This window comes from Mucilaginibacter sp. SG564, assembly GCF_013149275.1.
Classification (GTDB): Bacteria; Bacteroidota; Bacteroidia; order Sphingobacteriales; family Sphingobacteriaceae; genus Mucilaginibacter.
Map to the genome: position 1 here is coordinate 442639 of NZ_JABGNA010000007.1, position 23509 is coordinate 466147.

17 protein-coding genes and 1 riboswitch are annotated in these 23509 nt (G+C 42.9%); of the genes, 6 read left to right on the forward strand and 11 right to left on the reverse strand.

Features of this window, described 5'->3' with window-relative positions:
- Nucleotides 1-100 precede the first annotated feature (100 nt).
- The 3 genes from FHW89_RS18430 to FHW89_RS18440 all read right to left on the reverse strand — a co-directional run bounded on the left by FHW89_RS18430 (nucleotide 101) and on the right by FHW89_RS18440 (nucleotide 5992).
- Entirely contained in the window at nucleotides 101-1759 is a 1659-nt protein-coding gene (locus tag FHW89_RS18430; protein WP_172336508.1) for a vitamin K epoxide reductase family protein, read from the reverse strand.
- A 472-nt stretch (nucleotides 1760-2231) separates the two neighbouring features.
- On the reverse strand, nucleotides 2232-3449 hold the full coding sequence (locus tag FHW89_RS18435; protein WP_172336509.1) for a PepSY domain-containing protein: 1218 nt from the start codon (nucleotides 3447-3449) through the stop codon (nucleotides 2232-2234).
- Between the two features lie 74 nt (nucleotides 3450-3523).
- Nucleotides 3524-5992 carry a TonB-dependent receptor gene (locus tag FHW89_RS18440; protein WP_172336510.1) on the reverse strand — a complete coding sequence of 823 codons (2469 nt, stop codon included), beginning with the start codon at nucleotides 5990-5992 and terminating at the stop codon, nucleotides 3524-3526.
- Nucleotides 5993-6178: 186 nt separating this feature from the next.
- On the opposite strand from FHW89_RS18440, the gene FHW89_RS18445 reads away from it, so the two are divergent.
- Nucleotides 6179-7492 carry a polysaccharide deacetylase family protein gene (locus tag FHW89_RS18445; protein WP_172336511.1) on the forward strand — a complete coding sequence of 438 codons (1314 nt, stop codon included), beginning with the start codon at nucleotides 6179-6181 and terminating at the stop codon, nucleotides 7490-7492.
- On the opposite strand, the gene FHW89_RS18450 is transcribed toward FHW89_RS18445, so the two are convergent.
- The 5 genes from FHW89_RS18450 to thiD form a co-directional block, all read right to left on the reverse strand.
- Nucleotides 7493-7915, reverse strand: a complete 423-nt coding sequence (locus FHW89_RS18450) for a hypothetical protein (RefSeq protein ID WP_172336512.1) — start codon at nucleotides 7913-7915, stop codon at nucleotides 7493-7495.
- A gap of 51 nt (nucleotides 7916-7966) precedes the next feature.
- The gene (locus tag FHW89_RS18455) at nucleotides 7967-8422 is read right to left on the reverse strand and encodes a DUF2314 domain-containing protein (protein WP_172336513.1); all 456 of its coding nucleotides are present in this window, start codon (nucleotides 8420-8422) and stop codon (nucleotides 7967-7969) included.
- Nucleotides 8423-8839: 417 nt separating this feature from the next.
- A complete protein-coding gene (locus FHW89_RS18460) occupies nucleotides 8840-9178 on the reverse strand; it encodes a cupin domain-containing protein (RefSeq protein ID WP_172336514.1) in 339 nt (112 codons plus the stop codon).
- Between the two features lie 442 nt (nucleotides 9179-9620).
- Nucleotides 9621-11486: a CocE/NonD family hydrolase gene (locus tag FHW89_RS18465; RefSeq protein WP_172336515.1), complete on the reverse strand. Its 1866-nt coding sequence runs from the start codon at nucleotides 11484-11486 to the stop codon at nucleotides 9621-9623.
- Between the two features lie 828 nt (nucleotides 11487-12314).
- Nucleotides 12315-13148, reverse strand: coding sequence for a bifunctional hydroxymethylpyrimidine kinase/phosphomethylpyrimidine kinase (thiD, locus tag FHW89_RS18470; protein ID WP_172336516.1), 834 nt, complete (start codon nucleotides 13146-13148; stop codon nucleotides 12315-12317).
- 58 nt (nucleotides 13149-13206) lie between these two features.
- A riboswitch (TPP riboswitch) is annotated at nucleotides 13207-13299 on the reverse strand.
- A gap of 409 nt (nucleotides 13300-13708) precedes the next feature.
- On the opposite strand from thiD, the gene FHW89_RS18475 reads away from it, so the two are divergent.
- From FHW89_RS18475 to FHW89_RS18495, 5 genes are all read left to right on the forward strand, one after another.
- Nucleotides 13709-14656 (forward strand): endo-beta-N-acetylglucosaminidase H, encoded by a 948-nt coding sequence (locus tag FHW89_RS18475; RefSeq protein WP_172336517.1) that lies wholly within the window; start codon nucleotides 13709-13711, stop codon nucleotides 14654-14656.
- Nucleotides 14657-14687: 31 nt separating this feature from the next.
- Nucleotides 14688-15920, forward strand: coding sequence for an endo-beta-N-acetylglucosaminidase H (locus tag FHW89_RS18480; RefSeq protein WP_172336518.1), 1233 nt, complete (start codon nucleotides 14688-14690; stop codon nucleotides 15918-15920).
- A 135-nt stretch (nucleotides 15921-16055) separates the two neighbouring features.
- Complete coding sequence (locus FHW89_RS18485; RefSeq protein ID WP_172336519.1) at nucleotides 16056-17387, forward strand: glycoside hydrolase family 18; 1332 nt, start codon at nucleotides 16056-16058, stop codon at nucleotides 17385-17387.
- A gap of 347 nt (nucleotides 17388-17734) precedes the next feature.
- Nucleotides 17735-19039 carry an endo-beta-N-acetylglucosaminidase gene (locus FHW89_RS18490; RefSeq protein WP_172336520.1) on the forward strand — a complete coding sequence of 435 codons (1305 nt, stop codon included), beginning with the start codon at nucleotides 17735-17737 and terminating at the stop codon, nucleotides 19037-19039.
- Nucleotides 19040-19179: 140 nt separating this feature from the next.
- A complete protein-coding gene (locus FHW89_RS18495) occupies nucleotides 19180-20148 on the forward strand; it encodes a hypothetical protein (RefSeq protein ID WP_172336521.1) in 969 nt (322 codons plus the stop codon).
- A gap of 257 nt (nucleotides 20149-20405) precedes the next feature.
- On the opposite strand, the gene pgk is transcribed toward FHW89_RS18495, so the two are convergent.
- The 3 genes from pgk to gap all read right to left on the reverse strand — a co-directional run bounded on the left by pgk (nucleotide 20406) and on the right by gap (nucleotide 23253).
- Nucleotides 20406-21596 carry a phosphoglycerate kinase gene (pgk, locus tag FHW89_RS18500; protein WP_172336522.1) on the reverse strand — a complete coding sequence of 397 codons (1191 nt, stop codon included), beginning with the start codon at nucleotides 21594-21596 and terminating at the stop codon, nucleotides 20406-20408.
- A gap of 101 nt (nucleotides 21597-21697) precedes the next feature.
- Nucleotides 21698-22132, reverse strand: a complete 435-nt coding sequence (locus FHW89_RS18505; RefSeq protein ID WP_172336523.1) for a GNAT family N-acetyltransferase — start codon at nucleotides 22130-22132, stop codon at nucleotides 21698-21700.
- Between the two features lie 116 nt (nucleotides 22133-22248).
- A complete protein-coding gene (gene gap / locus FHW89_RS18510) occupies nucleotides 22249-23253 on the reverse strand; it encodes a type I glyceraldehyde-3-phosphate dehydrogenase (protein WP_172336524.1) in 1005 nt (334 codons plus the stop codon).
- Nucleotides 23254-23509 lie beyond the last annotated feature (256 nt).

Here is a 23509-nt window from a genome sequence, read left to right on the forward strand (position 1 = left end):
GAAAAATCCGGCTGCCGCCGGATCTTTAAAATCAATTATTTTTTTTCTTATAAATCTCTATAAAATACTGTACCTAAAAACGCTTATTGAAGATTCATTTTTACACAGCAAAAAAATATTTTAAATCAATTACGCTGTATATAGATGGTAATTGATAGTATATTGTTTCATTATTTTCATTCGGCATGGAAACAAAAAACGTGGGTGTAAATTCTATTCCCGTTGTATCACACCAATTTTTCATAGCTTCTATTTTAGCATTTTGTTGTTTCAGCTCTCCATTCATAGGATATTTAGCTGCAAATGTCTCATAATCTTTCTTTTCGGCCAGATACCAGTCATCCAGTGCTTGCTTCACAATAGGCTCTTCGTTTTTCTCGGCAATGGCTAACAAATGTTTTACCGGCGGCGTTTTCATGTCACCTTCGCTATTTGTGGCAGTAAATAATATCTGTACCTGAACATCTGGATTATTCTCCAGCAGATCTTCCATCGGTTGATGCGCTTTGGCACAAGGGCCACAATAAGGATTGCACACCTTGATCAGTTTATAACTGGCATTAGGATTACCCAAAGTTATTCCGAGACCATCGGGAATATTAGCCACCATTTTTTGTTTTTGAAGTAATGCTTCAAATATCTCCTGGTTGTGCTTCAGCTTTTGCAGTTCGTTACTGGTTTGTTTACCCGCCTTAGCTTTTTGAAAAGCTGGCATTAACAAAGTGGTAATGATAAACGGAACAACGAGCGCTGTTAAAGTTGCAATGATCAACCCTGGTTCAATGGTATTAAATGACAACAAGGTATGCCAGCCCCCCAAAAGTGTTGTTACCAACTGCAATACTAATAATACTTGCACGCATAAACATAACACACACCATTGTTTGGCTATGCGCCATTGATAATAAATGGAGAATACCACATAGGGTACAGCAATTACGTTTAGCCAGGATGCTACAAACAACGCGGCAGGATTAACTATACCCGAAAATAGCAACAACAGCAACACACCCATGAAATAGCTAAAGCCGATAGCGCTCCAGCTGATACCTCCAATTTTAGCCGCTTTAGATTGTAATATAGCTCCGCAGTTTACCTTTTTACCGGCACTGCAAATCTGCTGTAATACAGGATTATGTTGATCAAGCTCATACCAAAGCAGTAATGCACCGGTAATAGCTCCCGCAAGGGTTAACACAGAAAAGACAAACGGAAGCAAGGCGCTCGCCCCAAACTGCATCAAGGTTATTAAGCCGGTAATAATAACCATAGCAGGTATACAAAAAGCACTTAAATATTGAATGGTATTTTTTCTGCTTTCTTCTTTTAGCTTTTTGTTATAATCCTTCTCTCCGGCATCCTCTTTAGCTTCAGCTAATAATACAACTCCCGACCAGCCTTTTAGGAAATCCTCTTTAGCCAATGAGGTCCATCTACGTTTTTCTTCATCAAAAAAACGAACAGCATTTTCACCCACCTCCTTTACAACCGTAAAAAATTCTGTTTTGTCTTTTACTCCTCTTATTTGAGTAATAAATGGACAGGGAAGTTCCTCCAATTTTTGGCGATCAACCCGTATACCCATATTTTCGACTCCATGATTATTCAATACATCGCTTATACTTAACAGACTCGGATAATCTGGATGCTCTTCTATTTCACGGGTTAACGTAGTGGCTGTTACTTTAACCTGCAAAAGATCAAGTAAAAGTTTTGCCGCATTTGGGCCATTCGTTTTTGATTCAAAAAAAGAAAGCATAACTAGAGTATGTTAATGTTTTTAGGCTCGATCGGTTTATCAGGTATATGTTAGTCCAATTATTTAGAACAAAAAATCATGGACGGCATTGGTTGATGTTAATTTATTAAAAAGAGAACATTATTATAAAAATATCTATTTCTATAATTGTAAACCCAACCACTATTTCAATATTTTACTTCAAAATAGCTATAATCCGTTCTTTATCTCATTGAATAATCAATCTGAAATACAATGTGAAAGTTCATTAAAAAAAATATAATAAAAAAGATATCTCACTATTTATTTCTAATAATATTTTATAATCATTAAAATGGAGACAGGCCTATCATAAAAGCTAAACGCCGTATTAGAAAGGTGACATAAATAGCTCCACCTGTAAAGGAAAAGGGATATGCTTATACTCAAAAAAAATGCCCTTATTTATCCAAAGGGCATTATTAATGAAAGAACTATTAATTCTTCGAATAATTTAAGCGGCGACCAGCGCCTTTGCTCGGGGCTTCTTTTTCCTGGTACGATTTAACCACATCATTACCCCGGTTACCGGAAAGATCAATGATACCAGGCAAACAACAAAGCTGATTATTTGAGTAGGCAAACCATATACCGCCCCGGTGTGTACCGGTTTCATATACGCCCTTACTCGTTGCCCTAAGCTTTTAGAAGCAAACGTGACCGAACCAGCTACGCGACCACTATACTGATCGATATAATATATATCCGCATTTGTTTCAATCAGTTCTTTTGACCACACGCTAACAGTATAGGTAGCTGAAGAATCACGCGGCAGGCGAACACTATAATAGCTGGCGTTTGTGAGGATTTCTCCCATGCCGCTTAAAGCCGTTTCGGGAGATAAAGCAACCGCATCGGGCTTATATATTGATAATGGCGGCTTTGGCAATTCCTTACCTACTACTTTTGAACCAGTTAAGGCAAACAGGGTGGCATTTGCCCACTTAAAGGTCATAGTTAAACCGGTTAGCACCACAACTATAAGGAACACCGAGGTGTAAAATCCGGTCACAATATGCAAATCATGCACTAATCTTTTAGTACTGCCTCCCCACTTTATTTTGAGGCGCTGTTTCATGATCTTTTTTGTTTTGGGCCACCACAATATCACCCCGGTAATTAATATAAACAGAAAGAAGAATGTCGATAAAGATATCACCCAGTCCCCAACACTGTTTTTAGCGCCCAGCAAATACCGGTGAAACATCTCTACCTTATACAGAAATGTTTGACGACGGTTAAATTGATCAAGCACCTGCCCTGTATAGGGGTTTACAAAAAGCGTGAGATTAGATCGCTCATCTGTTTTAGGCTTTTTAAGGTCATGTCCAGCGGCCTTTTTCCCCTTGTCGGCTTCTGGTATAGCCGCCCCGGCACCTTTTTTATTTTTCTTTTCCGGAACTATTATCGCTATTTCTATAGCTCGCTCTGGATCGTTATACACAATAACCGACGAGAGCTTTGCCTTGGGCACTTGTTTTAAGGCACCGGGAATTAGGTTAGCCAAAGCCATTCTTCCCCCCTGCGGTTTTACAAAATAACGATGCGGATTAATGGTGTGTTGTATTTCCTTTTCAAAAACCAACATGGTACCTGTAAAACACGAGCAAAAAATAATAATCCCAGCCGCAAGGCTCAGGTAAAGATGTATGGTGCGAAAAAAAACCTTCATTGCCGCTGTATCTGTAAAAACCGGTACGCAAAAGCGTAACCGGTTCTTATATTTTATAGTGTTGATTAAAAATCTTAAAACTTATAAGCCAATGTGGTTAAAAACTGTCTTGGTGGTATTGGGTTTATGCTGTAATTTTCGTGTACATTATAATTAAGCACATTCCCTATATTTGATATTTTACCAATAATGGATAATCTTTTATAACTATATCCCACCGATGCATCAACTGTTGTAAATCCAGAAACGTTAACCAACCTTGATAGAGTTTGTGTTTGGCCAACGGTATTGGCATTCCCAGCAACACGATTACCCAGGTAATAAACAGATGCACCAACTTTAAACCCTTTCAGATCGCCATTATAAAAAGTGTAAAACACACTGGTATTTGCTGTATGCTTAGGCACATTCAATAACGGCTGACCTGCAATATTACTACCTATTGTTGTTGGTGTTTTGGTATACTTAGCATTTGTATAGCTATAACCAGCTAATATATCAAGGCCTTTTACAGGATGACCGGCAATGTCCAGTTCAACGCCATCGCTTTTGGTTTGCCCGGTTAATGTTTTGATGTTGGTATTGGTATTGGTGGTTACCCCATCGGCCAGGAAGGGTGCTGTTTGAGCCAGGTTATTATTCAGGATGCGATATGCCGTTACATTGACTGACAGGTTACCATTCAGAAAATCATTTTTAACACCAAACTCATATTGATCAATCAGCGATGGACTCAATGGCTTATTGTTAACATCTGTACCTGTATTGGTAACAAAAGAGTTTGAATAGCTGGCAAACAAAGCTGTAGTAACCAATGGCTTATAAACGATACCCACTCTTGGTGAAAAGGCTTTATCTTGCTTACCGGCTGCGGGTTGTACCAATGCGGGTGCTGTATTATAATAAGTATTAACCGTTGTAGGTGATATATATTGGTATGACCATCGCAAGCCAGCCAACACCTTTACTTTTTCCGATAAGCTAATCAAATCATTAAAATAAGCGCCAAAACGATTTGTTGGTGTTAAAACATTATAAAAAGGATTCATGGTAGGCTTATCAGTGCGCAAAGGGTATTTGTTAACATCGAAAATGTTGATCTTATCATAAACCGCGTTTTGCAGTGCACCGTTTTGATCAAGGTAGCTTGATACTTTATTTACGGTAGCTACATAGGTATAACTGGTGTTTTTGTACCAATCGGCATCAGCACCAACTAAAATATTATGTTTGATAGCACCGGTATTGAACTGGCCGGTTATGTTAAACTGACCGGTGTAGTAATCTTCTAATATTTTGGCCCTGTTCAGCGTACGGCCCCAATCGCCGTTAGAGTCGGGAAGCACGCGTTCTGTTGTTTGATACTGACGATCAAAATGCTGATAGGAAAACCCTCCACTTAACTGCCATAAACTATTGATCTGATGATTAATAGTGGCCGTGGCTGTTGTTTGCTTGGTATTACCTGTTGACCATGATGCACCCAGGTAACGGTTACGGGGCACTTTGGCAATTACATTATTGATTTGTCCGGTTCCAAAATCAGGTGTAAAATCATAGTTCAGATAATCACCTTCAACAATAATTTGGGTTTTATCACTGATCTTATACAAGAATGATGGGTTGACGTATTCACGTTCTGATTTTACATTATCACGAAAGCTCTTTGCATTCTCATAGGTTCCGTTTACGCGGTATGCCAATTTAGATGATATAGGGCCATAAACATCAAATACCGGCTTATACAGATCATAACTGCCATAAGTCATGGATACCTGGCCGCCTTGTTCAAATTTGGGTTTTTTGGTAACCAGGTTCAGTATACCGCCTGGCGCAACGTTGCCATAAAGCAATGCAGCACTGCCTTTTAAAACCTCCACCTGCTCAAGCGAACTGATCTCTGGCATTACGCCTGAGTTTATACGGAAACCATTTTTAAACATGTTGGTGCTTGAAAAATTGTATCCGCGCGCTCCAAATGTTTCCTGAGTATTACCGCGGGCACTATACAAATAAACGCCGTTGATATTTTTAGTTACATCACTTAATCGTAATGATTGTTGCTGGTCAAGCACATCGCGACCTATAATGGTAACACTTTGAGGCAGGTCTATGGGCGATACATTCATTTTACCTACACTTAGCTTTTTACTGTTGATGGTTTTTGTAGAAGACACAACCACCTCATTAAGTTGTGCCGAACTTTCACTCAGAATAAAACTAACAGTAGTAGTTTGTTTAGCCAGTACCTCGACCGTTTTCTCCTCGCTTTTAGTACCGATATACGATGTTGTTAATAAATAAGTCCCAGGTTTTATATTGGTAAAGATGAAAGACCCATCGCCAATAGTCATCGTGCTTTTATTTAAACCCTTTATAGATACATTAACAAATGCTGCCGGTATACCGTCGCTTGTTTTAACAAATCCGGATATTTTTCCGTTAGCGCCTTCATCATCGGCTTTTGCTGTTAAAATAGTTATGAATAGAACAAAGAGAAGAAAAGAAATTTTTTGCAGTGAATTGTGTAAGTGTTTTGCCATTTAATTTAGATTGAGTCTAATTAAGCGCAAAAATAACAACGCAATCCTGATTTGCAAACATTATTTAGAATTAGTTTAAATTAATAATAATTTGATCGCCTCATCATTAACTATTTCGTTACAATAGCATTATTGCAGTACATCGTTGCACAAGTGTGTTATATTAGCTACATAAACCTTTTTATCATGAAAAAACTGCTTCTGCTAATTGTTATCACCCTGCTTTTAAGCCCTATAGTAAAGGCTCAACCGGGTAAAACTCAGATAACCAAATGGCAATACGGACGTAACGGAGCGGTATCTATTACCTGGGATGATGGCTCCATTAACCAATTCAAAGTGGCATTACCTATACTTAACAAACTACAGCTACCTGCTACCTTTTTCATTATTACCGGACAAATACCAGGTTCGCAATATCATGGCAAATTCATTGGACGGCCGATAAAGGATATCATTAAGGAAACGGCTACTATACCAACCAATAAAGATAATTTCTTTGAGCGGGCTTCGGCAGGGGGGTATCTTGGACTGATCGGTCCGCTGGATTATCATTATAAAGCAGGCTCATTGGTAGATGCAGGTAAAACCGAAGCCGCCTATAAAGCTATTGATGAATGCTATGCTAAAGTTCGTAACGGTGAATTTAAACCCGGCATACAGCATAACGACGAATATAAAGACGCTCATGGCACTACCTGGGCACCGATAAAAGCTTACGCGGCGCAGGGCCATGAATTTGCCAGTCATATGGTAACCCATCCCCGCCTGGCCGCCCTTGATGAAACCAATTTAATGTACGAAGCCGAAAAAAGCCGGCTGGATGTTTTAAACCATTTGGGCCTTGCTTATACCTTTAGCGCCGAAGGACCGTTTGGTACCGAGAATGAGCGCGCCGTTGCTTATTTGTCCAAAGTTTACCCTGCCCTGCGCAATCGCATGCCCGAACCCTGGCTCAAAGAAATAAGCCGCGGTAACAAGGATACTCCCGGCAATACGGATAAAGAGTATGTACAATACCAGCGCGGCGCTACTACCAAAACGCCATTACCGATGATGAAAGCCTGGGTAGATACCACCATGAACAGGAAAGATACCTGGCTGGTACTTACCCATCACGGTGTTGACGGTATAGGCTGGGAACCCTTGCCCCACCAGGAGTTGGATGAATATTTCACCTATATCAAAAACCATCAGGATAAACTCTGGGTAGCCACTTTTGGCGATGTAACCAAGTACATGCGCGAAAGACAAAGTGCCAAAGTACAAAGCAGTTTTAAAGGTGATAAGATAACCGTAAATATCACCCACCCGCTCAGCAAAGTTTTTTACACCATCCCGCTTACGCTTAAAACCTATGTTCCAGCAGACTGGAAAAACATCAACGCGGTACAGGGCAATAAAAAGCAAACGCTTAAAGCGCTTACAGATGCTAATGGCTCTTACGTATTATACCAGGCTTATGCAAATGTTTCACCGGTAACTTTATCGGGTAGCTGATCAGTCGAACACCATTTTATCCGGGCCTGATACTTTTTTAACGTGACAATTGCAACCTCCGGCGATGGTGATAATTGTACTCAAGGTTTGATGGGTAGCCGCGTTAGTAGCTGTTATTTTTATATCATCCCCATCGGTTGAAAAATCTTTGATGTTATCGTCTGTAGCCAATAGTGTAAAGCCTGCCACAAAATCAACATTAGGCGGGTATTTTACCGGTGTCAATGGTTTGTTGGTGCGCACATTAATAGCCGAAAAACCGGTGATAGCAGGATGCGTATTTTGCTTATCGGTTATAACAATTCCCAGGTAGGCATACTCCAGGGTGCAGGTTTGTACACCGCAGCCGTTTTTTTGTTTGTTCCCTTTGCAGGCTGTAAAGCCAGCAATTATCAATAGCAGGAAAGATACTTTCTTAATCATTATAAGGTTTTTATATCCTTTACGACGGGAAAGTTATAAATGCTACAGTCGCTACTGTTTGGTATTCAAATATTTCTCAGAAAACTCTCCGGTTATCTTCTTGGTTCTCAGGTCATGAACGGCCCAGTCTTCCACATCGGCTTGGTTGATACTGATCTTATCGCCAAGCTTAATATTTTTAAGGGTAAAAGGTGAATCGATAAATATTGCCCTGAAAATGCCATTGCTGTAGCCAATCACTTCCGACCACATATGCTCATGGTTACTGCCCTCTACAAAGTCGGATTTTACTACAAACCGGTAGCCCTCCGTATCCCTTCCATGCTTTTGCAGGCTATCTATAAACTGGGGTAAATATTTTTGAGCAATACGCTTTAAAGCCAGGAACCGGGCATCATCCTTTGGTAAGGATACCGATTTATACAGCACATTATTTTCGACCTTGGTTTGTTGCCCATAAGCGCCGGTTATTACCAACAGCAACAAAATAAACAATAGATTTTTCATGCGTATTTCACCGATAAAGTTTGGATCTCCAGGTTTCAACTTCAAAACTATAGATTAGTGCAAATTCTGCATTACACCACAACCGTTATTTTTACATTAACCTCTGATCGCTCCGTCGGCCCCTAAAACTTTTTAAAGTTTTATTTTAACACTTTTTTAACCAAAAGCAGGGTAGAAATGGGTTAAAAACCACCAAAAATTCATTTAAAAAACCCCATTTTAACACTTTTTAACAAATTTCAGTGTGGTTTTTGAAGGTTTAAAAAGTATTAATTCATTGATCTTCAAATACCTAAATACAAACAGCTCATTTTTTTGAGGTATTTTTCCCTTAACCAAACAGCCCGGCTTTCTCCTTTTCGGGGAAAGCCGGGCTGTTTATACAATATACAAAATATTTGTGGGTTATGCAAAAGTCTAACCCATTACCGTTTCTGTTTGCTTATGTTCGATGGTTAGATTTACCGACCGCTCTCCGCCGGGACGGGTACGGTGACGCATATTTTTGGGGATAGTTAACAATTGCCCGGGCTGTAACTCGATGGTGCCGGTTTCCAGGTCGATGAGCAGGGTACCTTCAAGTACCAGAAAGGTTTCGTCGGAGTTGGGGTGCAGGTGCCAGAAATAAGGCTCCGTCATGATCCCTATCCGCACGATATGATCGTTCACGCTGCTCAGAATGGTATTGAAATAATCTTCCGGATGTTCTGCCGAGATCACTTTTGTATCGATAACCGTTGGTTGTAATGGCTCCATATGCAATAAAACAGATTTATATAAAATTTAATAGTTGTTCGCAAATACTAAATATCGACCACAGGCTAAAAAGTGGGTTTACATGGTTTACACTTTTCGTGGTTGAAATTTTTATAAAAAATTCATTTTCAATATATTATAAAAATAAAACTGCGATTTACCAGATTTTATGTAAACCCATGTAAAAATACTAAAACCAGCTAAAGATACGCTGAAGAAATAAAAGGCTTTGTCGAAAAAAAGCGGGCTGTCACCCCACAGTCGAAGGGTAGCGTGTAGAGGCCAGTTCACCATGCTCCGACGGAGATCAGCATAACACCCATCAAAAGAATCAGGGAATTGTGCTATTACTCCATTTTTTAATTCATCCTTACATCAGATACTGAGTAACAAAACCATTCTATATTCATTTTTCAACATCCGGTGTTCGATATTTGCTAGTCTATTCTATCACCCTTACTTTCAACAAGCTGTTTCCGCCGCCGGTATACACCCGGTGGGTTGCTTTTTTAAAGTCGGTATCTTTCGCTTTCATGATATCCTGGAATTGCTGGGTGTTTCTATCAGTGAGCGGGAACCAGGTGCTTTGCACCTGCACCATTAAACGGTGACCTTTTTTAAAGGTATGCAGCACATCCTGCAGTTCAAAATTCACCGGGCTAACCTGTCCTGGTACAAATGGCTCCGGTTTATCAAAACCATTGCGGTATTTGCCGCGCATGGCCTCGCTGCGTACCATTTGCTGATAGCCCGACAGGTAAACCTCCTTGCCTGTCCATTTATTATTTTTGGCCGAATCGGGGTAAACATCAATCACCTTCACCACCCAATCGGCATCGGTGCCGGTGGTTGATACTTTTAAATTAGCCCAGATGTTGCCCGCAATGGTCATATCTTTGTCCAGCACATCGGTTTGATAGGTTAATACATCGGGCCTGCGGGCGGCAAAACGCTGATCGCCGGTCATGTATTCCCGCTTCATATCATTGGTAATATCGTTGGTAAAAGGTACCGGTTTGTTAGGGTCTGATACAAACTCGTCAAAGCTGCCTTTTGTAACTGCTGAGGCATCGAAAGACAGTTTACCGCCAGGCAACAGGTATAGGCTCTTTTCCGTAGCTTCTTTTGCCGGCCAGGTATTGTAGTTTTTCCATTGATTGGTGCCGGTTTCAAATACGGATACCGGTGCCAGGTTCAGATCGGTACCTTTGAGGTAATGGCTAAAAAAGGCAAATTCTATCTTTTCGCGGTAGAATGGGCCGGTTGGCCCGCCAAAGTCAACATCGCCTAAATGATCGCCATCGCCGCGGGCCCAGCCGCCATGCACCCAGGGGCCCATAGCAAAGTAAACCGGTGTTTTAGGGTTTTCCTTAACCAATGTTTTATAGGTGTTGATAGCTCCGTACAGATCCTCGGCATCGTACCAGCCACCGGTAACCAGTACAGCGGTTTTAATATCGTGCAGGTGGGTCAGCACGTTGCGGTCTTTCCAGTGCTGATCATAGTTGGGATGATCCAGCATCTCGTTCCACAGGCGGATGGTATCCTTATAATATTTATCGTTGGTATTTTTTACGGAACCCATTTTCAGGAAAAAATCATAGCCATCTTCGGTACCGAAATCAAATCCCGGTGCACGGCGCTGCGTGGGTTTATCATCCTGTCGGTTGGTAAAAAAGGAGTAGAAACCAAAATTGGCCACCAGCATAAAGGCGCCGTTATGAAAAGCGTCATCGCGATACAAATCGGCAATAGGTGCCTGCGGCGATGCGGCAACCAATGCGGGGTGACGGCTTAGCAGTGCCGTGGTGGTATAAAAACCGGGATATGATATGCCCCACACGCCCACTTTGCCATTATTATTGGGGATGTTTTTAAGCAGCCAGTTGATGGTATCATACGTGTCGGTGCCTTCGTCAACATCGTTTTTGGTTTTGTGCACCTCTTTTTCGGGTGTCATTTCCTCATAAACGCCTTCACTCATCCAGCGGCCGCGTACATCCTGGTAAACAAAAATAAATCCATCATGCACAAATGCCGGTGATGGGCCCAGGCTGCCTTTATACAGATCGGTTCCGTAGGGTGCAACGCTGTAGGGCGTGCGATCCATCATAAATGGGTATTTTTTGGATTTATCTTTAGGTACGTATACCGAGGTAAACAGCTTTTTACCATCGCGCATGGGTATCTGGTATTCGTATTTCTGGTAATTAGCCTTGATGTATTCGGCATCGGGCGGTGGGGTTTGCGCGTAAACGCTGATAACTGTTATGGCCAGCCATAAACAGGTAAATAAAGTTTTTTTCATTTAATTAGTCAATCAAGCCCTAAATGTACCTCAATAAAATAAAATGGGCAACTGGTGATGAGTTTTGAGTGGGGGGGGGGTGGTGAGGAGTGAATGGGCAGTTTGCAGAAATCAAGGCGACGATGTCCCCCAGGGATCTTCTGAAAAGGATCCTGAGGGAACAAAAGGGGCTGTCACTCTGAGCTCCGTCGAAGGGTAGAGCGCAGAGGCCTGCCCACCATGCTTCGACGGAGCTCAGCATGACACCTTTTTGGGATAGCAGCCTCTTGTGTTCCCTCGGGGTCTCCTGAAAGGGATTCTGAGGTTTTCTATAGGGGAATAGAGAACAGCTAATAACTCAGGGCCCTCTGCGAGAGACCCGGAGTGGACAAAAATTAACAAGCCCTTAGCATTTAGCTAAGGGCTTGAGAGGGTATTAATGTAGAATAACAAAACTTACTTTATTCCATTATAAGTATGTCCTCTAAAACTGCTGGCGTTTAGCCATAAGGCATGTGTGGCATGCCTTACCAATTGCATGGAGTTTTTGACCTCCATTTTTTCGGGCAGGGGCATTTACGCGATCGGGATTTTACGCGATGTAGGGAACGTAAAATCCATCGGGTATTTGAGGTTTAACGGGGTGGATTTGCGATAAGGATCGAACGCGGGGTATCGACTCACCCCGACATCGCTGCGCTCGTCACCCCCTCTCTCCGCTGCGCGCATAGAGGGGATTTATTTCATTTTTGTCATCCTGAGGAACGAAGGATCTATTCTACAATTGAAAAGTTCAACAATAGATGCTTCACTGCGTTCAGCATGACAAATCTATTTTTTTTACTATTCTTAGGAATTGATAATGAGTTTCTGCGGATCAAAAAAATGATTCAGCGGACCGTTGCCTCTGCCCACGCGCGCATCTTTCCCATTCAGTATAGCCTGGTGAACATACTCTTGCGCCAATGCTACCGCATCCGACAGTGAACTTCCCCGGGCGATATAGCTGACTATAGCCGATGACAGGGTGCACCCGGTTCCACGGGTGTTTGGCGTATCTATTTTTTCAAAACTGAATTCTTGTATCTGGCCATCGCCGGTAAAATATAAGGAGGTTAATTTTATAGCATTTAGATGACCTCCCTTGAGCAATACCGACCGGGCTCCGAGCTCGATGATCTTTTTACCGGCTGCCTGCATATCATCTACAGTGTGTATGGATACCCCGGTCAAAACAGCGGCCTCATCCAGATTCGGGGTTATAACGGCAGCCAGCGGAAACAGTTTTTTAACGATGACGGCTATGGTGCTATCCTCCAGGAGCCGGTGCCCGCTGGTGGATACCATCACCGGGTCAAACACTACCGGCACTTTTGGATATCGCTGCAACGTATTTACAATGGAGTGTACAATAGCCGTAGTATGTACCATCCCTATTTTGATAGCATCCGGGAAAACATCATCCAATACGGCACGCAACTGCGCCTCTACTACATCAGCAGGAATAGGATAAACAGATTGCACCCCACGGGTATTTTGTACCGGCAGCGCGGTAAGCACCGAAGTAGCGTAGCAACCCAATGCCGAAATAGTTTTGATATCGCCCTGGATACCCGCGCCGCCAACGCCATCAAACCCGGCTATGGTTAATACGGATGGATAACTATGTGTTTTTTTATTCATGATTTATGCTTTTCATAAAAACAGGGCTTACAGGGCTCGGGACTGAGCAAACGGGCAGAAATAGTTCCCGACTTTTCCCTACGCCGGTATCAGCCGGATCAGGTTCAAAGGGTTTGTCTCAATTCTGTACAGAATACCCCTAAAGCCATAGCAAATGTAGTTTTTCTTGTTCATTTATGCCGGTATATCATGATCAGATATATTATAGAAAAACATATCGAAATAAAAATATTAACTTGTACAATAAAAATTTTAAAACCTTGTAGGCAATTCCTGATTATTGCTTGTCTATATCACTGTAAACCAATTAAATCATCACGCATATAAAACCTACCTATATGCCTGCTACAATATTGAAAAACAAAAATGATATCATATTTATGAGATATTTAACTACGCGTATCATATTGCTAAATCGTTTAACACCGACTCATCCCCTATTAACTTATTCCCATTAATTTTTGCCGTTACCTATAAAAATAGCAGATGCCTATGGATAAAACACCGCTTTTGAACTTACAACCTATTAAAAATTTATAAAACCAATTTAACAACCGACCATGAGAAAAACATCTAATTCAATTACCAAAGCATCTGTTGCTTTATTAGGCCTTTCGCTGCTATTTACAGCGGCCTGTAAAAAAGATCTGTCGCCCACCCCGAAAACCGATAATGACGCATCAAAATTAAGCACCAACGCTATTGGCGTTAGCGGTCCTAAAGGCGTTTGCTACGTAGAGGTGAACAGCAATGATATTTTGAATGTGGGCAAGTATACCTTATCAACCGGGCAGCCGCTTTTTGATATCGGTATTATTTTCGCAGCCAATATCAATTATAACACCAGCACCCAGAAAGCCGAGCTATTTTTTAACCCGCAGGTAACTACTGTATTAAATAATAAAGCCACCAAGATACAGCCCTTACAGGCTAAAGGCATTAAGGTATTGCTATCTATTTTGGGTAATCACCAGGGCGCGGGTATTAGTAATTTCCCCAACCAGGCAGCCGCCCAGGCATTTGCCCAATTGCTGGCCAACGCGGTAAACACCTACGGGCTAGACGGTATTGACTTTGACGATGAATATGCCGATTACGGCACCAACGGTACCGGGCAACCTAACTCCAGCTCATTTGTGTACCTGGTAACCGCCTTACGACAGCTGATGCCCAACAAGATCATCTCTTTTTACTTTTATGGCCCGGCAGCATCGCGTTTAAGCTTTAATGGCGTAACCGTAGGTTCAAAAGTTGATTATAGCTGGAATGCTATTTATGGTTCTTATTCGGTACCCAATGTTCCGGGATTAGCTAAAAGTAATTTGGGCCCTGCTGCTATTGATATCCAAAGCACCAGCTCGTCGACCGCGGCTTCGCTGGCTACGCAAACCGTTAATAATAGCTATGGTATATACCTGTATTATAACCTGCCCAATACAGATGTGCATACTTACCTGAGCAGTGTGTCAAACGCGCTGTATGGTAAGGCTACCGTGAAACTACCTTAACATCTACCCTAAAAAAACAATAGTAACCGACATGAAAACATCTATCAATTTATCCTTTAACAGGATAGCTGTGGCCTCATTGGGCTTCGTGCTACTGTTTACGGCAGCTTGTAAAAAAGATCTGTCGCCCGCTGCAAAAACAAACAATGCCCCCTCAAAACTGGGCACCAACGCTATTGGTGTTAGTGGCCCCAAAGGCGTTTGTTATGTAGAGGTGAACAATAACGACATCCTGAATGTGGGCAATTACAAGCTATCAACCGGGGAGCAGCTTTTTGATATCGGCATCATATTCGCCGCCAATATCAATTACAATACCAGTACCCAAAAAGCCGAGCTGTTTTTTAATCCGCAGGTAACCGCCGTATTGAACAACGCGGCCACCAAAATCCAGCCATTACAGGCCAAGGGTATCAAGGTGATGCTATCCATCCTGGGTAATCACCAGGGCGCGGGGATCTCCAACTTCCCGAGCCAGCAGGCCGCGCAGGATTTTGCCCAGTTACTGGCCAACGCGGTAAACACCTACGGGTTGGACGGTATCGACTTTGATGACGAATATGCCGACTACGGCACCAACAACACCGGGCAACCCAACTCCAGCTCGTTTGTTTACCTGGTAACAGCCCTACGCCAGTTGCTGCCTACCAAACTGATCTCTTTCTATTTTATCGGTCCGGCGGCATCCAACTTAAGCTATAATGGGGTAACCGTAGGTTCAAAGATCGACTATAGCTGGCAAGCCTATTATGGCAGCTATGGCGCTCCCAACGTACCGGGATTAGCTAAAAGCAACCTGGGTCCCGCTGCTATTGATATCCAGAGCACCAGTTCGTCAACCGCAGCCTCATTGGCTACACAAACTGTAAATGATGGCTATGGCATTTACCTTTATTATAATTTGCCCAACACCGATGTGCATACTTACCTGAGCAGTGTTTCCAACGCGCTGTATGGCAAAGCAACGGTATATGGCAGCAGCACCACGCCAACTACTGGTGTTACTTTTTACCAGGATATCAATTATGCAGGCACGGCTACCAGCACCATTGCCAAGGGGAATTACACCCTATCGCAGTTACAGGCGCTGGGCTTTGTGAACGATTGGGCATCGTCGGTAAAAATACCTTCGGGATGGACGGTGACCATGTACGGTGATGATAACTTTACCGGTACCTCCTGGACGTTAACTTCCAACACAACCAATTTCACCACCCTGTCGCCCAACGCGAACGATGTGGTATCATCTGTTAAAATTCAATAATTAAAAAATGAGAATCAGGAGTTAAGAGTCAGGAATCAAGACTGGAACAAAACCTTCCGGGAATTTGCCAAAGCTCTTGATTCCTCGTTCTTGGTTCTTGATTCTATCAACGCTCTCTTAACCAAAAAAACAATTATGAAAAAAAACGCTTTTTTAACAAGGCTTGGATTGCCTATGCTTTGTCTGTTCGCTCTTGCTGTTACTTCATCCTGCAAAAAGGATAATGGAAACTCCGCCGAAAAACTACAAACACTTGGCGCATCCACAAATAATTTAAAAACCCAGGCGGTAACTTCCAATGCCGACCTGATCGCTTATAAAAACAGCGTGCATAAAATATTTGTAGGCTTTTTGGTGGGTGATGGCGCCGACGCGGCTGCCAGTTTCAATCCGGCCAATGCGCCCGACAGTACCGATTTCCTGGAGTTTTTTGCCGGGAATGATGCCACACGGTCGCACTGGCGCGCTGCACAGGCCAAAGGAACCCGGATTGTGGTATGCCACTTTTTGGGCGACGCCTATTTTGATGGATCTTCCAAAGATCCGGCTACGCCAACTTCAACCAAAACCGTTGCCACTGCAACCAGTACTTATGACCATTGGTCGCAGGCCATGTATAACCAGCACATTGTAGCCGACTCTTTAGACGGCATAGACCTGGATATAGAATCTGGTACTATCGACAACAAAAATGTAACCAGCAGCAGTTACCCGAATTTATTAACCTCCGTTGCCAAATGGTTCGGACCAAATTCTACTTCGGCAGTTACCAAAAGTATGGGTAAAAAACCGGTGTTCTTTTATGACACCGATGGATCCCTGGATAACAACAGTTTAACCGGCACCAAAAGCAATTATGACTATATATTATTCCAATCCTATACTACCGGAAGCCATTTCTGGAGCAGCAGTTCCTTCCCGCTATCCTCAATAGCCTCTACTTATGGAGCGGATAAAACTATTTTGCTGGTTAACGGCGATAGCTTTAAACATGCCGATGGCAGTGAAGACCAATCAGGCGGCGATGCTCAGGCAACGTCAGATCTATACAATTATGCCACCAATTGGGCCAAAGCCAACAAGGTTGCCGGCGTTGGAGCATATCGTATGAGCCGCGATTACAACCATACTCCTCCATTTATTGTTTCCAGGAACGCTATCCAATTGATGAATGGCAGCGGTGGTACTACGCCAACTACGGGTGTAACTTTTTATCAGAACACCAATTACGGCGGTACAGCTACCAGTCTGATCCAGAAAGGTACTTATACCCTGGCGCAATTACAGGCCAAAGGCTTTGTAGATAACTGGGCATCATCGGTAAAAGTACCCTCAGGATGGACGGTGATCATGTATACCAACGATAACTTTGGCGGCACCTCATGGACACGTACAGCCAACACACCCGATTTTACCACCTTATCGCCAAATGCCAATGATAAAGTGACCTCGGTTAAAATTCAATGATCTGAACTCTTTTTTAAGAATTAGGATCTACAAAATAAATAATTAACACAAAGAAGGAGTCTCACCCTTCTTTGTGTTAAAATTCAATGATCTGAACTCCTCTTTGGGAGTAACGATCTGTGAAATAAATAATTAGCCAAAAGAAGGAGTCTCACCCTTCTTTCGGCTAAAATTCAATGATCTGAACTCCTCTTTGGGAGTAACGATCTACGAAATAAATAATGGCCAAAGAAGGAGTCTCACCCTTTTTTGGCTAATTATTCTCTTGGAAAAAGTTGCTATACAACCTTCCTGTTAATATTTATGAATCAATTTTATTAAACATAAACCCTTTAAAATCCCTCATTATGAAAAAAAACCTCTTTTCTTTCAAAGCCGGTCTTTTGTTGATCAGCCTCTCTGCGTTGCTTGCAACCCAAGCCTGTAAGAAGGACCATGGCAGCGCTGCTTCTAAACTGCAAACCGAAGGTTCATCTAAAAACAGCTTGACAACGCTATCTGCAGCTTCAGACAGCGCTTTGGTTGCCTACAAGAAAACCAAGCACGAAATTACCGCTGGTTTCTACCGTGTACAGGGCCCTTGTTATGGGGCCGGCGTAAATGGCTCCAACTTTTCGTTGGTGCCGGATAGCCTGGATATACTCATTCTTTTTTGTTTCGACAAAACCTCGCCTATTGCCTCCAGCGTACCGGCATGGGTAAGCGCCTTACATGCCAAAGGCACTAAAGTGATCATCACCGGTAACCTCAACATTCCTTCGGGCGTACCGCATAACACCGCGGGGTACCAGACAACCGCCAAAATGATCATGGATAGCGTGGTTAACAAATACGGTTTGGATGGCTATGATATTGATGTGGAAAGCAATCCGTCGGGTACAACCCTAACCGATATGACTGGCGTTTACACTGCGCTTTCCGCTTACCTGGGTCCAAAATCAGGCACCGGGAAACTATTGACCTTTGATACCAATCAAACCGGCACCAACAGCCTTTTCCGGAATGTGTATACCATGATCGATTATGTATGGCTGCAGGCTTATGGTCGTGGGTCTTCTACTTTGCAAAGTACCTGGAACACTTTTTCTTCTTATATCACCTCGGATAAATTTGTACCCGGATTTTCATTCTACGAAGAAAACGGCTATCCAAGCAATTACTGGGATGATGTTACTTACCCGGAAAACGGAACAGGCCGCGCTTATGATTATGCCCGCTGGGAGCCAACCTCAGGCAAAAAAGGCGGCGTATTTGGTTATGCCATTGACCGCGATGCACCGCTTACCTCTCTGCACGATAACACTCTTCGTGTTCCGGATTACAAGGTAACTAAGGACCTGATCAAGATCATGAACCCAACCAGCGGCGGTGGCGGTACTACAACAGGGGTGGTTTTTTATCAAAACTCCAACTATGCCGGTACAGCTACCCAAAAAATAGCTAAAGGCAATTATACCCTGGCGCAATTACAAGCCAAGGGTTTTGTGAACGATTGGGCATCATCGGTGCAGATACCTTCGGGCTGGACAGTGATCATGTATTCTAATGACAATTTTGGCGGCACATCATGGACATTAACTGCCAATAACAGTTGGTTTGGCGCGTTGTCGCCAAGTGCCAATGATGTAGTGTCATCGATTAAGATCCAATAACATTAAGAGAGTCAGGAGACAAGAATCAGGACATAAAGGAAAACCTCTGGACATTTTCCTAAATCCTGATTCTTGACTCTTGGGTCTTGATTCCTACTATACCTTTCAACTATTTATCCACCTATCAAAAATCTATGAAAATGAATTCATTAAAAAAATCAAACAAGGTTTGCCATACCAGTATGGTAATTGCAGGCTTATCCCTGCTATTTTTAGCCGGTTGTAAAAAGTCGGAGCAGGTATCCCCAACAGGCGAAAACGCACAGTCTGCTACAGCGCGTGCTGTTACTACAACATCTGTTACCGCCGGCCCTCCTTACAAAGTGGCTTATTATGCCTTTGATAATGGCAGCGTTTCGCTGCTGCAGTGCACCCAAAGTGCCAATGTGATGGTATTGTTTGAAGGTACACCATGGCAAATTGTCGATTCTACGCATTACGATCCCAACCACAATGGTATTATGCTGAGCAACCAGTACAAATCATACAAAGCTATTATGGCCGATGTACGAACATTACAGGCCAGGGGTGTAAAGGTGCTGATGAATATTGACGATGCGGCTTCATGGAGCACAACAACACCTTTTACCAATAGCGCCGGTACTAAATTAACCTATACCCAATTTGCCACTTTTGTTAAACAAATTGTAATTGACTCCTTGCACCTGGATGGTATTGCTTTGGATATTGAACACGGGGCAACGGTAAATACAAATTATAACAACATGCTAAAGGCACTGGGAGGATACTTTGGACCAAAATCATCCAACACCAGCACCATTTACACCGCGGCCATATACAGCGGCGCGCCGGAAGGTGATGCCATAGGCAAAAAAGCAAGCATGGCAGCCTACTTTAATTTTGTGGAGGATATGGGATATTTCTCTGATAATACTTCAAGATTTAACCAATACGCCAAGTACATAGGCAATGCCAAAACCATGATCGGTGTATCATCTCAATATAACAGCCTGGCCAATGCCGAAGCAGCCGCAGCCTGGCAGCCCCCTACCGGCGACCTTAAAGCCGGTATTATGGTTTATGCCGCGAATGGCGCGGGGCAGGCTTATACCGATTCTGTTTTTGCGCACTTGAGTGTTAAACGGTAATGATGAAGTGAGCTCTTGTTGAAATTCAATAGCCTCTTTTAACCCATTGCGTCATTGCGAGCGCAGTGTGGCAATCCCTAACTATACAGAGCCGCTCTACAAATCGGGGATTGCCACGCTGCGCTCGCAATTACGCGTTTTTTTTATTCCGTTTCATACTTCGCAATGACGCGTTTTTTAGCATAATAACTTAGGCCTTAAATAAAAAAGCCTCCTGATATGATCAGGAGGCTTTTTTATTTATAGGAGATATGCTCTTATTCGTTGATCGCTTTTACACCTGGTAACTCTTTACCTTCCATGTATTCCAGTAAAGCGCCGCCACCGGTTGACACGTAGCTAACTTCCTGGGTCAGGTTAAATTTGGCAACAGCTGCTGCTGAATCGCCACCACCTATCAGGGAGAAAGCGCCATTTTCAGTAGCTTTAACTACGGCTTCGGCAATAGCTTTGGTTCCTACTAAAAACGATTCCATTTCAAAAACACCCATCGGGCCGTTCCATAAAATGGTTTTTGATTCTTCAACCACCTTGCTGAATAAAGTAACGGTTTCCGGACCAATATCCAGGCCCATCCAACCGTCAGGAATCTGGCCGGTTTTAGCAACGCCGGTTTTGGCATCGTTAGCAAAAGCATCAGCAATAACGTTATCTACCGGTAAGTACAATTTTACGCCTTTGTCTTTTGCTTTTTGTTTCAGGCTGATAGCCAGGTCGAGCTTATCGGCTTCAACCAGTGAAGTACCAATGTTACCACCATCGGCTTTAGCAAAGGTATAAGCCATACCGCCACCGATGATCAGGTTATCTACCTTATCCAGCAGTTTTTCGATCAGCTCAATTTTATCAGAAACTTTTGAACCACCCATGATAGCGGTGAAAGGTTTGGCAGCACCGTTTAATATTTTTTCGGCATTGTTCAGTTCGGCAGCCATCAGGTAACCAAAATATTTGGCATCCGGGAAAAACTGCGCGATAACCGCTGTAGAAGCGTGAGCGCGGTGAGCCGTACCAAAAGCATCGTTCACGTACACATCACCCAGTTTCGAAAGCTTTTCGGCAAAAGCCACATCGCCTTTTTCTTCTTCTTTATAAAAACGCAGGTTCTCTAATAAAAGCACCTCGCCTTTTCCTAATTTTTGTGATTTTTCAACAGCGTCGGCACCAATGCAATCATCAGCAAACTGCACCTGCTGACCCAGCAGATCTGATAAATGCGAAACAACATGCTTCAAAGAGTCCTTCTCATTCGGCCCATCTTTCGGGCGCCCCAGGTGCGACATCAGGATAACTTTACCACCATCTTTTAAAATCTTTTTTATGGTTGGCAAAGCGGCCGTCATCCGGTTATCATCAGTAATGTTATAATCCTTATCCAAAGGCACGTTAAAATCAACCCTGATCAGGGCTCTTTTGCCTGCAAAACTTATTTGATCTATTGTTTTCATATTAATTATATGGGTCATTTACTGTAAGGCGCGCAAATTGGGCATTTTATTCTTAATTCTTAACGAAAAAGTAAAAAAGGTGTTTGAAAATGCCCCAAACTTCATGATATTTTAACATACATCACATAATGCGGCCCAATTCCGGGCACTTCAAACTCCGGCGAAATGATCTCAAAACCGGCATTGTGATAAAAAGCGGCGGCCTTTTTACGCGCGTTGCACCAAACATAATCGGCTTTTTGGCCGCGCAGATACACCAGGGCAAAATTAACCAGTTGGTTCCCCAGCCCTTTGCCCCTGTATTTTTCGGTAGTAGCCATGCCCCGCAATTGGTAGGCCTTGCCTTCAAAACCTTCATAATTCTGGGGATGAAACGAAGCCACACAGGCCAGTTCATCATTTTGATAATAGCCTAAATGAAACGCACCCTCTATCCTGTCTGTCGGGAAAATACATTCATCCAGGGTGAGTTTCCCTTCGCGCAGCACTTCGTTGCGGATAGGCAATAACTCTTCTACAGTTATAAATTTGATCATAGTTTTTTATGAGAGTCAAGAATTAAGAGCCAAGAATCAAGAAAAAAACAATCATTGATTATCGACCCGCTTTCTGGTTAGCTATTTTCTTAACTCTTGATTCTATTCTTTGGGTTCTATTCATTTAGCTCTAACGCAGCTATTTCATCTACCAGATCGGCCAGGCGGCTGCTGTAGCCCATTTCGTTATCGTACCAGCCAACCACTTTCACCAGTCCGCCTACGATAGAGGTGAGCTGCGCATCAAAAATACAGCTGTGCGGATTATCCAGTATATCGGTTGATACGATGGGATCTTCGGTATACTCCAGTACATTTTTCATGGGGCCATCGGCAGCCTGTTTAAATGCCCGGTTAATTTCTTCAATAGTGGGTTGCTTTTTAAGGCTGCAGGTAAAATCTGTTAATGAGCCATTAAGCACCGGAACACGGATACCGGCACCACCCAAGCGCCCTTCCAGATGTGGAAATATAGCCGTAATAGCTTTGGCCGCGCCTGTTGTAGTAGGTATAATAGAGGCCGAAGCTGCCCTTGCGCGGCGCAGGTCTTTATGCGGAGCATCATGCAAACTTTGATCGCCGGTCATAGAGTGAACGGTGGTGATGTAGCCATCAATAATTCCCCAGTTCTCATCCAGTATCTTCACCATAGCCGCCACATTATTGGTGGTACAGGAAGCATTGGATAATATGAGTGACCGCAGATCGACCAGACCATCGTTGACAGCCAGCACCACGGTAGGTACATTTTTATCTGTTGACGGGGCCGAGATAATTACCTGTTTGGCACCGGCCGCCAAATGCAGTTCAGCGCCCTGCCTGGAAGTGAATTTTCCGGTTGATTCTATCACCAGGTCGATATCCAATGCCCCCCATGGCAATGCCTGCGGATCGCGCTCGGCTAATACTTTTATCTGGCTGCCATTGATGTAAAGGTTGCTGGCATCATGCTCAACCGTACCTTTAAATCCACGGTGAACCGAATCATATTTAAATAAATGAGCAAGGGTTTGCGTATCGGTGAGGTCATTGATAGCTACCACCTCGATACCGGGTTTAGCTAAGATATTTCTTAAAAAAATGCGGCCTATGCGGCCAAATCCATTTATGGCGATCTTCATTCTCTCTGTTTTAAAAACAGGTCAAAGTTAGTAATTAAGTCATTGGGGCATTGAGCCATTAGGTCATTTTTTGATAATATAACGCATAATCACTATAAAGTAAATGACTTAATGACTCACGAAGTAAATGACTTAATCTCTTCAAACAAATAAATTTCGCAAAGCCACCTGTTCGCGTTCTTTAGAGCGGATACAGAAAGTGACCATCCAGTTAAAAACAATCGGGATCAGCAGGATCACCGAGATCAGGAAGGTG